Origin of the sequence: Siphonobacter sp. SORGH_AS_0500 (assembly GCF_031453245.1) — a bacterium.
In the GTDB taxonomy this organism is placed as follows: Bacteria; Bacteroidota; Bacteroidia; order Cytophagales; family Spirosomataceae; genus Siphonobacter.
Genome location: NZ_JAVIYT010000001.1, coordinates 3,991,165 through 4,004,047, shown reverse-complemented (window position 1 = coordinate 4,004,047; position 12,883 = coordinate 3,991,165). Strand labels below are relative to the sequence as shown.

Sequence of the window (12,883 nt, the reverse complement as noted above, 5' to 3'; positions counted from 1 at the left end):
CGGGCAATGAGGGCACTTCAGATAATCTGAGATAAATCATGCAAAAGCCGCGACGAAGAAACGAAGCTAAAGGCTGATGGCACAAGAACTTAACTTTTCAGTAATGGGTCCTTCACAGTCCAATCAGGGTAGTGCTTTTTACCTCTTCCATCACGAACGAACTACTCATGTGCGAGACGCTGCTCAGGACGCTCAGTTTACTTTGATAAAAGGTGTTATACGCTTCCATATCAGCGACGATTACTTTCAGTAAATAATCGAAATTACCGGATACGACGCTACATTCCAGCACCTCGGGTAGTTTTCGAATCGCTTCATTGAATTCCTGGAAACTTTCCTGACGCTGTTTATCCAGGGTAACGAAGCAATACACCATCATCCCGCGACCAATCCGTTTCCGATCGACCAGAGCCACGTATTTTTCAATGATCTTCTGGTTTTCCAACTTCTTAATCCGGTCGTGAACGGGGGTAATACTTAAGTGAACACGTTCAGCTAATTCACGAACCGTGAGAAGAGCATTGGCCTGAAGAAGATTAAGTAACTGCCGGTCAATTGCATCCAGTTCCATGGCTTTTACAGATTTTGAAGGTTGAAATAAATGACTGTATTTTTAAAGTAAATCTCTACTGAAAAGTTATGAAATAACAAAAATGACCTGCATCTACAATCTTAAAGTGAGAAATAAATGATTAATAGGAAGCAAATAGGGTAAAAATGAACGTGCCGCTTTAGGGATAGCTGATCGATGCTTTTAAAAAAGGGGTACTGAAGCACAGAAATTTTTTCGGTTTTTAAAAAGGAATAGCTTTGATAACAGTAAAATAAACGAAAATATAATAACAAATCAAAACAAATTTCTTATTTATTTGATGAATAGCGAAATCTATTCTGAATGCATGAATTTTGTAGTCACAACGGGTACTCGTTGCAGCATTCATTTCATTAGCAGACTTCCTCCAAATTAAACTTGTTACGATCATGATTATTGGTGTTCCAAAGGAAATCAAGAACAACGAAAACCGCGTCGCACTAACGCCTGCGGGAGTAGCCGAATTCAAAAAACACGGTCACGAAGTCTACGTGCAGGCTACGGCTGGTGTTGGTAGTGGTATCAGCGACGAGGAATACGTTCAGGCTGGAGCAACCATTCTTCCTACTATCGAAGATGTGTATGACATCGCCGAGATGATTGTGAAGGTGAAAGAACCCATTGCTGCCGAATATCCGCTGATCAAAGCAAATCAATTACTGTTCACCTATTTCCACTTTGCTTCTTCGGAAGAGTTAACCTACGCCATGCTGAAAAGCGGAGCGGTTTGTTTAGCTTATGAAACGGTAGAGAAAAACGATCGTAGTCTGCCCCTGCTCGTTCCGATGAGTGAAGTAGCGGGTCGTATGGCGATTCAGGAAGGTGCAAAATACCTCGAAAAACCAATGGGTGGTCGTGGTATTCTGCTGGGTGGCGTTGCGGGCGTAAAACCTGCCAACGTATTAGTTTTAGGAGGAGGTATCGTAGGAACGCAGTCGGCGAAAATGGCCGCTGGTTTAGGAGCAAACGTAACGATTGTAGACATTAGCCTGCCTCGTCTGCGTTACCTGGAAGACATCATGCCCGCCAACGTAGATACCGTTATTTCCAATGAATATAACATTCGTCAGTTAATCCAGACCACTGATTTGATCATTGGTGGTGTGTTGATTCCTGGAGCTAAAGCTCCTTCGCTGATCACCCGTGATATGTTAAATCTGATGCGTCCCGGAACCGTAATGGTTGACGTAGCTATCGACCAGGGTGGATGTTTTGAAACGTCTCACGCGACTACTCACCAGGATCCTACGTTTGTTGTAGAAGGAATCGTACATTACTGTGTAGCAAACATGCCCGGTGCGGTGCCTTATACGTCTACCTTAGCCTTAACGAATGCGACTTTACCTTATGCAATTCAACTGGCAAATAAAGGCTGGAAAAAAGCCTGTCGTGAAAACGAAGAGCTGAAAAAAGGTCTTAACGTAGTGAATGGCAAGACGGTATACGCTGGCGTAGCGGAAGCCTGGAGTTTACCATTAACTCCTGTAGAAGATGTACTGGGGAAAGTTATCGTCGCTTAGTCTCACTTCTGGGTAAGAATAATAACAAATATCAACAACTGAAAACTGGAAACCGCTCAACGTTTTGAGCGGTTTTTTTATGCCTCAGACGGACGAAACGTATATAAACAAAATTACCGGCCCGCAAAGCAGGCCGGTAATCATCGTTCAACCTTCAACCTATCTGTCTTTTCTTTTTTTTAAGCTTTTTTCCGATTAAAACTTTGTTCAGTGACAGTAATCAAATCATGTACGTTTCGTACTGTCGACAAGGAATGATCGGGAATATTAATGTCGAATTGTTGTTCAATCATTACAACTAACTCGGTCATTTCTAAACTATTAAACCCAAAATCATTTTTAAAAGTTCGATTCAACTGAAAATATTCAGGGTTTATAAAAAAATGCTCCGTAACTACTTTTCGGATCGCCTGAGCGATTGCATTTGTGGTTTTCATGGCTCTATGGGCGACTCAGTTATATAACGTATCTCCTAAGAAAATAGTTTGTATACGTTACATCAAAATTTCATACCAGCGTTAATAACTGTTAAGTTTTGGGTTGTGAGTTTTGTGTTTAGAGTTCACTATAAAAATAGTGTGCTTCGATGAATAGAAATGATCAAATAACTCCCAACTCTAAACTCGCAACCCAAAACTCTACTACCAGATTTTTGTGCCTAGCAGTCGGTTTACTTCTAAACGTGCCAGGGCCTGCTGATATTGGTACTGGATACGTTGAAATTCTGCTTCTTCCAGAGCCGTTTGTGCGGACTGAATTTCCAGTTGGGTAATGACTCCGTTCTGGAAGCGAACGTCCGCCAGTTTCAGACCATACTTGGCTTCTTCTAGCTGGGTTTCTGAAAGTCGCAGTTTCTCAGAGGTTGAACGTAATTCTGATCGAGCCTGATCCAGTTGGGACTGGACAGCCACGGAAGCCGCTTCCGTGCCGTACTGACTCATTTGAAGATTTTTGCGGGCGATGTCTTCCTGAATGATATGACGCTTGCCGGAATAAATCGGAGCGGATAAATGGAAACCCAGGCCACCATTGAAACGGAACTTATCAATTTCGGGCTGGAAACCGTTTTTAAAGCCCGTATTGCCTACGAATGAGAGCGAGGGTAACTTGGCAGCCTTCGCGGCCTCGATGTCCTTCTCAGCGACCATTTCCTTCGTTTTCGAAACCCGAATGTCCCAGTTATTGGCTAGGGAAACGGAATCTTGTGAAGTCAGAGTAGCCAAATCAAAGCTGCCCGTGGTAGGAATGTCAGCGTGAACATCTTTCCCCACCAAAGAACTCAGCAGAATGAATTGACGGTCCAGTTGGTTACGTAAATCAACAATACGGGTTCTTACGTTTTTGTAACGAACGTTCGTAGCCACCAGGTTATAGTCAATTTCATCCCCGCTTTTGATCCGGTTTTCAATAACCTTTGCCGTTTCGCTCACCAGTGATTCCTGGGCTAGCTGAACGGTAATGGCTTTTTGCAGATAGACAATACTGAAGTAAATCTGAGCAACCTGATAGGCTAGCTGATGAGTAGCCTGTTCTACGTTCTGCTCGGATAAAATGCTTTCGATACGAGCTTTATCAATGGCTGCATTCGTTTTTCCCCAGTCATACACGGTTTGACTCACGGAAACGCCTACGTTATAGTTATTCCGGGGAGCAAACTGAATGGCATTGGAACCTAAGCCGGGAATTTCGAAAGCCACTTTCTGCAAAGGCCAGATGTACGTGTAGCTCGCGTCTCCGCTAACAGTGGGCTTATTACCCGATTCAGCTAATTGCGTGCGGCTCTGGCTCAGAGAAACGGCCTGGCGTTGTTGTTTCAGTTGGGGGTAATAGGCAATCGACTGACGAATGAGTCCATTCAGAACCTCGTCATTATTTTGTTGAGCAAAGGCCGCCGTACTCGTCAAAGCTACGAGGGCCAGTACTGGGAAGAATTTCATGATTAGTTGAGAGTTTGGGGTTTTGAGTTTTGAGTTTAGGGTTCGGAGTACATAACTCAAAACCTTCAACTCGAAACTCTAAACCTATTAATGGGCTTCGGCCATGGCGGCTGCGGCTGCGGCGATTTCTTCGGCTGATTTTTTCTTTTTCTGACGTAAGACTATCGTTAAGGGCAGAATAAGGATGAAGAACAGACCAACTACCCGGAACGTGTCCAGATAAGAAAGCAGATAGGCCTGCTTGTCAACGGCGAGTTCAAGCATTCGGTAAGCTCGCATGGTAGCTCCGCCCATGGCCTGCAAACGTTGCGTCAGTAAAGGATTTCCCTCGTATAAATTGGCTACTAAATCCGAGCGGTGCTGAGCATAACGGATGGCTACGAAGTTGTTGGCCAAGGCTACACCGAAGGCTCCCCCTAACTGCCGAATCATGTTATTGATCGCGATGGCATTGGGGTATTCTTTTGGGGTAAGTCCGGCTACTGCCTGGTTAGTCAGGGGCAACTGAAGCAGAGAAATCCCGATTACCCGCATCATGTGAGCGGGGAAAAACTGCCATTGACTCGTGTTATCATCGAAAGTTCCGGCGTAAAAACCGAAGGCAATCATGAACAGAATACCCGTGATAATGAAGGGCAGGGGAGAAGCTCCCGCTGATAACCGTCTTCCTACAATCGGCATCATGAAGACCCCGATCAGCGTCGGCCAAAGTAATGACAAACCCGTCATCGTTGGGGTATATCCGTTAATCCGTTGCACCATTACGGGGTACACAAACATGGCCGTGAATAGACCAATACCCGCCACGAAGCTAAAGATTGTGGTTACTCCCAGTGTTCCTTTAGCCATTACCCGTAAGTCAACGACGGGGTGATCGGTGGTTAATTCCCGCCAGATGAATCCCACCATGCCAATGGTGGCGGTAATGGCTATCATCACAATAAGTCGGGACTCAAACCAGTCTTCTGATTCACCTTTTTCCAGCATAAACTGAAGGGAACCAATACCGACCATCAACAGAATAATACCGATGTAATCAATTTTAATTTGATCTTTCTTCTGGCCTTCGCCTTCTTTCTTATCAATGTAGAGCATGGTTAACACTGCCGCCAGAATACCGACGGGAATGTTCACCAGGAAAATATTGGCCCAGTGGTAATCTTCCACAATAATACCCCCTAATACAGGACCAAAGGTAGGGCCCATGATGATACCCATGGCAAAGATACCAGAAGCAATACCGCGTTTTTCGGGAGGGAAGGCATCAAAAATGATGGCCTGCGAGGTAGAAAGCAAGGCTCCACCCCCCACACCCTGAATGAAACGCCAGAATACTAACTCCCATAAATCCGTAGACTGACCGCAGAAATAGGAAGCAATGGTAAAGATGACAATGGAGGTGAGGTAATAGTTTTTCCGGCCAAAGTACTCGGCCAGGAAGCCCGTCATCGGAATGATAATTACGTTGGCGATGGCGTACGAGGTCACTACCCAGGCAATGTCCTCGATGGTTGCTCCCAGCGATCCGGCCATCTGGTTCAATGCCACGTTCACAATCGTCGTGTCAATCAACTCCATGATGGCAGCGGAAATTGCCGTAGCAACAATAATAGCCCGCTTAAATCCGGTTGGATAGGTTATTGCCATGTCTTTTGGTTTTCAGTTGACAGTTGTCGGTTTTCAGTTGCTCGTGATACTTAATCATTGACTAATAAAAATTGACAACTGTCAACTAGTTGGTTCTCAGTCTTCAGTTTATAATCTTCAGTTAGCCGTGATACGTTTTATCACTGACAACTAAAAACTGACAACCGAAAACTACTTGGTTTTCACGCTAACTTCCACGTTCATACCGGCACGGAGTTGCTGACGGTATTTGGGTAAGTCTTCAATTTCAATTTTCACGGGAATCTTCTGGGTTACTTTTACGAAGTTACCGGAAGCGTTATCGGGAGGTAACAGGGAGAATTTGGCACCGGTGGCTTCACTGAAAGAAACGATTTTACCTTTCATCGGCTGATTAGGGAATGCATCTGCTGTGATGATTGCCTCAGCACCCATGCGTAAATGTTCTACCTGCGTTTCCTTGAAGTTGGCAACCACCCAAAGCGTACTGTCCTGCACAACGGTCATTACCGTTTGTCCATTCTGAATATACTGGCCGGGTTCTACGCTCTTGCGGCCAATCCGGCCTGACGAAGTAGCGTATACTTTAGAATACGTCAGTTTCAGTTTTTGCTGGTCAATCCGGGCTTTCTGAACGTCCAAAGCAGCTTCGGCTTTGTGTAACGCTGAACGTAGTACGTCCAGCCGCGAACGGGAAGCCAGAATATCGGCCTGACCGGCTACATACTGTTGTTCAAGAACGTCCGCAGCGTTGCGGCTGTCGTCCGACTGCTTACGGGTGATGGCTTTATCCGCTAATAGACGAGCGTCGCGTTCGGCGTCTGATTTTGATTTATCCCGACGTAAAGCCGTTGCTTTCAGGTTCGATTCCTGAGCCTTGATTGTCAGCTCGGCGTTGCGTAGGCTGGCTTTAGCGTTTTCTACGTCCGTTTCCATCTGACGATACGTAGCCTCCATTTCCGCCAGTTGCAGTTGATATTCATCAGAGTCAATCTCTAATAACAACTGTCCTTTTTCTACTTTGTCGTAATCATTGACGTTTACTGACTTTACGTATCCAGAGATACGGGGAAGCACGGGAACGAGGTAACTTTCAATCTGAGCGTTGTCGGTTTCTTCGTGTGTTTGAGCATGCTGGTAAGCGGAAAATCCGAACCACGCACCCACACCCAGTACAACGACCAGAATAACGCGGGGTAACATTTTGCGAAGTGAAGATTGTTCTGGCGTAGCCATAATTACGTCTATTTATAAGTGGTTTTAAAATGGGATGCGGACCCGTATACTTTAATGAGATAGTCAACTAAATTGACAATGCAAATGTAAACTTAGTTGACTAAAAAAGTCAAGTAGGTTGACTATTATTTTTTTATAACTATTTTTGCATAGGATTTGTGCCTTAAAGACCAAAGTTCCTCAAAGACTACGGCCTATAATGGCGATTATTATTATTAAATGATTGTAAATCAATTATTTGTGTTTTGGTGATTGATTTTGTAGAAAATGTTCCTAGAAACATAAATTGAAACCTATGATTTGTATTTTGTACTTTTTTAATTAATATTAAATTTACATTAAACTGAAAAAGAAAAGATTTTCGAATATTTTGAAATCTTTTCTGAGCATATAAAGTGATGGACAAGGAATTAAAAGAAAGGCTCGAAGCGTTTAAAGCTCACCGGAACCGGATCATGGGACGGTTACTAAGTAGGGCTTTCAGAATAGTGGTGGATGTTTCAAGCCAGAAATTGGCGGAATCGGGCCATGAGTCGTATCGACTGGGACATTTGGTATTAATGGTACATATTGATTTGGACGGTTCGACTATTAATGAGCTAGCCGCCGTCCTGGGTATTACCAAACAGGCTGTTAGCAAGATTGTGAAGGAGTTGCAGGAGCAGGGATACGTAGAAACGGAAAAGCACCCCGACGATGCTCGTTCGGTATTAGTAAAAATTACCAATAAAGGAGCTCGTTTTACACTGGAATGGCAGTCATGCACGAAGGTGGTTGATCGAAAGTTCGAGGAAATTCTGGGAGCGGAACGATTGGAGATACTAAAGGATATTCTGGTGGATTTGGCTGATTATCACGAAAATAAAATCAAGGAAGAACTAACCGAAGCCTCTGAAGGTCGCCGGACGCAGTGGCTGGAAATATTGCAGCAAAAAACTGTAAACTACCCCCTGCAATCGGTGCCGAAGGGAGACAAGAAAAAATAAATCTTGAAGATTAACTTATGAAAGCGGCGTTTCAGCACGGAAACGCCGCTTTTGTATATACTTCACTTACTCAACCGTAAGTATGGCGATGCTGGTGCCGCCGATATGACGAAGCTTGCGGAATGTTAGATTTCCAGACAGATAGTAGTCATTGAGAGCCCGTCGAACGCCTTCCCAGTTGGTATAGTCATGCCAGAGAATCGTACCGCCTTTGCGAACGAGTTTGAGGGCATTTTCGGTGTCACTCAGTAGGTATTCATACGCGTGCGAACCGTCGATAAAGACCAGATCCATACGATTATGATACGGCGAATAATCAAACGTAGCCGAGTCGCCGAACACCTGTGTAATTTTATACGCCTGTGGGTGGCCTTTGAAACGTTCGCCCGATTCTGATTTCTGTACGTACATTTCTTCCGTTTTTTCAATCTGCATTTGCGTGTTATTCAGGTCTGCGGGGGGAAGATCCAGCGTAATAATGCGGGCGTCTTCGGGACTGTTGAGGGCCATGTTCAGCGTAGTTCTGCCCTGAAAGGTACCAATCTCAAACATACACCGGGGCTGTAACTGGCTGACAATCTGGCTAATTACTTTTACTTCGAACTCGGTAACGTGTCCGAAACCGCATTCGTTAACACCTTGCAGCGTAAGATTTTTGTCCAGGTTGGATAATTCAAGAATATCCGTTTTAGGTAATTTGTACGGATCTTCGGGTAATAGCGAAGCAGCGGCAGGTGGACTGTACAAAGCGTACAACTCTCCGAGTCGGTTGCGTTCATGAGCGTCAAATGGGCTCAGAACAGCGGTTCGGGCCACGCGTTTCAATACTCCCAGATACAAGGTGAAGAGAGCGGTATTCATAAAGTAAAGAATTGGTTGTTAGTGTAGGTTATAAAAGGCAATAGCTAATCTTACAAACGGGCTTTCTGAAAATTAAAAGTCGTTCAGGTGGAGAGAATCAGTGAAGGCTTGAAAGAAGGCAATAGTTTGATTGATAGTTAGTTAAAGGATAGGTGGCTGAAAGATAAAGACGATCGCAAAATAGAAAAAGCCGATTAATAAAAATCGGCTTTCGTAAGAAGTTACTCAAAAAAATCACTGTGAAAATTCACTAGAAACACTTCCAGGCTGGCCCGCGTCATGGCGGTATATAACCATCGGACAAAGTCAGCATTTACCTGTTCCAGCGTCAGGTAACCCTGATCAACAAAAACGGCACTCCACTGGCCGCCCTGCGATTTATGGCAGGTAAGAGCATAGGCAAATTTCACCTGCAAAGCATTCAGATAAGGGTCTTTCCGAATCTCCTGCATCCGCTCGCGTTTGGAAGCAATGTGTTCATAATCGGCAGACACCCCATCGTAAAGCATTTTATTTTCTTCTTTACTCAACGAAGGTAAGGGACTGTCGAGGGTATTAAGGGTAATTTTGGCATCAAACGGCGGTTGATCGGGATAATCCGAAAGTTGCAGCAGACAATTGGCAAAACGTAGACCGTATTGTTCTTCGTAGCCTCTGATTTTCAGAACTTCCACAAAATCGCCATTGGCCAGAAAACCCGCTGGAGAATCTTCGTCCAGCACGGTATAATTATTCCGAACCACCATCAGCCGGTCGCCCGTTGAAATTTCATCTTCCTGATACTTGATCCGGGCTCGAATGTATCGGTTATAAGCTACCGCCGTTTTGTTGGAGCGGGTAATGACAATGGTATTTTCCTCGCCGTATTTCCGATAAGCATAATTCAAACCGTCTTCCAGTTTCTCGCCCGTCATGCGGTAGCAGTCCCGGAAACCTTTAGTGATGAGACGAATTTCAGGAATTTTATCCCAGAGAATTTCCCGTAATCGGGTCGCATTGGCCAGAATTCCCGAATCGTTATCCTGACGCATAACCTCCGTCATTTCCACTTCCATCACGGACATGTGAAAGTTGTCTCGTAAATAGGAAGCATCCAGAGCCGGACTATCATCTTTACCTACGGGAGGTAACTGGGCCAGGTCACCCACAAAGACCAGTTTGTTAGGGTCTCCTTCTTCATTACCAAACGTGTATTCCACCAGGTCAGTTAACAAACCCTGCATGCCGCCAAAATCAGCTTCGTCAGCAATCATGGAGGCCTCATCAACGATGAAAACCGTATTGGTATGGTAGTTATTCTGACGACGAAATTCCAGGCCGCCGCTGTATTTATTCGTGACCTGACGATAGATTTTTTTGTGGATCGTCGTGGCTTTTTTTCGGGAGTACGTCGCCATAACCTTGGCTGCTCGTCCAGTAGGAGCTAGCAATACCGTTCGAAAACCCAGTTTAGGCAGACTTTTCACCAACGTGCTGATGAGCGTGGTTTTCCCCGTACCCGCATATCCTTTCAACAGAAAGGTCTGAGCATCGTCATTGGATAGAAATTTTTCCATCAAATTAAAAAGCTCCAGCTGACCTTTGGTGGGCTGAAAAGGGAACTTCTGCCGAAGCAGAAACGCGGGCGTTGGGGTATCAGATTTCGGTGTATTCACAAAAACAAAGATAAGAAATTTGGGTCGGAAGAATAGGGAACCTTACCAGTAGAGACGCGATTAATCGCGTCTGGTCGGGGAATGAAACTACTTTCAAATCAATCAAAATGTCTTTTACCCAGACGCAATCAACCAGCCTCTCTACTGGAGGCCGTAACCACCGGGTTGAAGTAAGGCTTCCAGCGACTGGTATTTATGGAAAATGGAATGCACATGATCAGCAGGCAGGGCTTTCAGTTCTGACCAGGATAACCAGGCAGCTTCTTCCATAATCTGTTGGGTAAACTCTGGATCATGGCCCAGTAATAAGTTTCCCGAGATAACAGAAACGCGGAAAAATAATTCCAGCGTATGCAAAGGCGAACGGATAAACTCATTCACGAAAAGTAGCTCGCCTGCTTCAACGGTTAACTGCGTTTCTTCCTGAAATTCACGGATTAACGCTTCTGGAATGGACTCCCCAAATTCCAGACTACCACCCGGCGGCGACCAGAATGGACCGTCATGAAATAAGGCTTTATGTTTGATGACCAATACTCGATCTTCCTGCACGGCAATGCCACACACTCGCACCCGCACGTAACCGCCGAATTTTTCTAATACTTCTGTACTCATGATACCTAGCTCAACTTTTTGGACAATATACGTGTTTGAATAGTATAAAGGAAAGCTCAGGAGGTTGCCGGCAGGATTTCGGAAAGAAAGCCTAGAATGTCGCTGGCCAGGCCACGCTGGCAGCGATTCCGTAGAGAGGATATTCACCCGAAAACCTCAGGGAAGCTTTCTAAAAACCGCCTGAAAATCCGTACCTTTGCACTTTGAAAACCAGATACTAGATGCTATCAGTAAGTAATATTTCGCTCCGCTTCGGAAAGCGGGTTTTATTTGAAGACGTAAACTTAAAATTTGTTCCGGGTAACGTGTATGGCCTGATTGGTGCCAACGGAGCTGGAAAATCTACCTTTGTAAAAATCCTTTCGGGGGAAATTGAACCCACCACGGGCTCGGTAACGCTGGATCCCGGTGAGCGGATGTCGTTTCTGAATCAAAACCAGAATGCCTATGATGATCAGACCGTCCTGAACACGGTAATCATGGGTAACGACAGGCTGTATAAAGTAATGATTGAAAAGGATGAAATCTACGCAAAAGCAGATTTCACCGAAGAGGACGGTAACCGGGCGGCTGATCTGGAAGCAGAATTTGCCGAAATGAACGGTTGGGAAGCTGAGTCCGATGCAGCAGCTTTATTATCCGGTCTGGGTATCAAAGAAGACACCCACTACACGCTGATGGCTGACATGAACCCTTCCGAAAAAGTGAAGGTGCTGTTAGCTCAAGCCCTGTTTGGTAACCCTGATATTCTGTTACTCGATGAGCCTACGAACAACTTGGACATTGATTCCATCCTGTGGCTCGAAGAGTTTTTAATGAACTTCAAGAATACGGTAATCGTAGTCAGCCACGACCGTCACTTCCTGGATAACGTTTGTACGTATATTGCTGACCTTGACTTTGGTAAAATCCAGATTTATGGGGGTAACTACACCTTCTGGTACGAATCAAGTCAGTTGGCCGCTCGTCAGAAAGCCGATCAGAATAAAAAGGCTGATGAAAAGCGTAAAGAATTGGAAGAGTTCATCCGCCGTTTCTCGGCCAACGTGGCGAAATCTCGTCAGGCAACGGCTCGTCAGAAGATGTTGGATAAACTTCAGGTGGATGAAATCAAGCCTTCCAGCCGTCGGTATCCTTACATCGGTTTCAAACCCGAACGTGAAATTGGCGATCAGGTATTAAGTGTAGAGAACCTGAGTTATGTACTAGAGGACGGTACGACCCTGTTCAAAAATCTGTCCTTTAATACCCTGAACGATCAGAAAATCGCTTTCCTGAGTAAAGACGGTCTGGCCGTTTCGGCTCTGTTCGACATTCTGATGGGCGAGCGTAAACCCACCACCGGAACGTTCAACTGGGGAGTAACCACCACGCAAAGTTACCTGCCTAACGATAACACGAAGTACTTCTCAGACGGAAGCCTGAACCTCGTGGACTGGTTACGTCAGTATTCGGCAGAAAAAGACGAGACGTTTGTGCGTAGCTTCCTGGGTCGGATGCTCTTCTCGGGTGAAGAAGCCCTGAAGAAGTCTACCGTATTATCCGGGGGTGAAAAACAACGTTGCATGTTCTCGAAAATGATGCTCTCGGGAGCGAACGTACTCTTACTCGATGAACCTACCAACCACTTGGACCTGGAGTCAATTCAGGCCCTGAACAAGGGAATGGAAGACTTCCCTAGTGTGATGTTGTTTGCCTGCCATGACCACCAGTTAACGCAAACCGTAGCCACCCGGATCATCGAGTTAACGCCTAAAGGTTGTCTGGATAAACTCATGACCTTCGATGAGTACTTAACCGATAACCGCATCAAAGAACAACGCGAAGCCCTCTACGGCGAGAAAGTATAATTTTG

11 protein-coding genes are annotated in these 12,883 nt (G+C 45.2%); 3 read left to right on the top strand and 8 right to left on the bottom strand.

The window, feature by feature from the left end:
- Window positions 1-112 precede the first annotated feature (112 nt).
- Window positions 113-571, bottom strand: coding sequence for an Lrp/AsnC family transcriptional regulator (locus QE357_RS17010; protein ID WP_309709953.1), 459 nt, complete (start codon window positions 569-571; stop codon window positions 113-115).
- A 410-nt stretch (window positions 572-981) separates the two neighbouring features.
- On the opposite strand from QE357_RS17010, the gene ald reads away from it, so the two are divergent.
- Window positions 982-2,112: an alanine dehydrogenase gene (ald, locus tag QE357_RS17005; RefSeq protein WP_307141061.1), complete on the top strand. Its 1,131-nt coding sequence runs from the start codon at window positions 982-984 to the stop codon at window positions 2,110-2,112.
- Window positions 2,113-2,291: 179 nt separating this feature from the next.
- Here the strand turns inward: ald and QE357_RS17000 are convergent, their stop codons facing one another.
- From QE357_RS17000 to QE357_RS16985, 4 genes are all read right to left on the bottom strand, one after another.
- Entirely contained in the window at window positions 2,292-2,549 is a 258-nt protein-coding gene (locus QE357_RS17000; protein ID WP_106637904.1) for an acyl carrier protein, read from the bottom strand.
- A gap of 204 nt (window positions 2,550-2,753) precedes the next feature.
- Window positions 2,754-4,049 (bottom strand): TolC family protein, encoded by a 1,296-nt coding sequence (locus QE357_RS16995; protein ID WP_307141060.1) that lies wholly within the window; start codon window positions 4,047-4,049, stop codon window positions 2,754-2,756.
- A gap of 87 nt (window positions 4,050-4,136) precedes the next feature.
- The gene (locus tag QE357_RS16990) at window positions 4,137-5,696 is read right to left on the bottom strand and encodes a DHA2 family efflux MFS transporter permease subunit (protein WP_309709948.1); all 1,560 of its coding nucleotides are present in this window, start codon (window positions 5,694-5,696) and stop codon (window positions 4,137-4,139) included.
- Between the two features lie 171 nt (window positions 5,697-5,867).
- Window positions 5,868-6,911, bottom strand: a complete 1,044-nt coding sequence (locus tag QE357_RS16985; RefSeq protein WP_106637907.1) for an HlyD family secretion protein — start codon at window positions 6,909-6,911, stop codon at window positions 5,868-5,870.
- A gap of 398 nt (window positions 6,912-7,309) precedes the next feature.
- Here QE357_RS16985 and QE357_RS16980 point away from each other — a divergent pair, with 398 nt between their 5' ends.
- Window positions 7,310-7,897 (top strand): MarR family winged helix-turn-helix transcriptional regulator, encoded by a 588-nt coding sequence (locus QE357_RS16980; RefSeq protein ID WP_106637908.1) that lies wholly within the window; start codon window positions 7,310-7,312, stop codon window positions 7,895-7,897.
- A 66-nt stretch (window positions 7,898-7,963) separates the two neighbouring features.
- Here QE357_RS16980 and QE357_RS16975 read toward each other — a convergent pair whose 3' ends face one another.
- From QE357_RS16975 to QE357_RS16965, 3 genes are all read right to left on the bottom strand, one after another.
- Entirely contained in the window at window positions 7,964-8,758 is a 795-nt protein-coding gene (locus tag QE357_RS16975; RefSeq protein ID WP_309709943.1) for a class I SAM-dependent methyltransferase, read from the bottom strand.
- Between the two features lie 221 nt (window positions 8,759-8,979).
- Window positions 8,980-10,413, bottom strand: coding sequence for an ATP-dependent RecD-like DNA helicase (locus QE357_RS16970; protein ID WP_106637910.1), 1,434 nt, complete (start codon window positions 10,411-10,413; stop codon window positions 8,980-8,982).
- Between the two features lie 141 nt (window positions 10,414-10,554).
- Complete coding sequence (locus tag QE357_RS16965) at window positions 10,555-11,028, bottom strand: NUDIX hydrolase (protein ID WP_106637911.1); 474 nt, start codon at window positions 11,026-11,028, stop codon at window positions 10,555-10,557.
- A 221-nt stretch (window positions 11,029-11,249) separates the two neighbouring features.
- Here QE357_RS16965 and QE357_RS16960 point away from each other — a divergent pair, with 221 nt between their 5' ends.
- Complete coding sequence (locus QE357_RS16960) at window positions 11,250-12,878, top strand: ABC-F family ATP-binding cassette domain-containing protein (RefSeq protein ID WP_106637912.1); 1,629 nt, start codon at window positions 11,250-11,252, stop codon at window positions 12,876-12,878.
- Window positions 12,879-12,883: the final 5 nt, after the last annotated feature.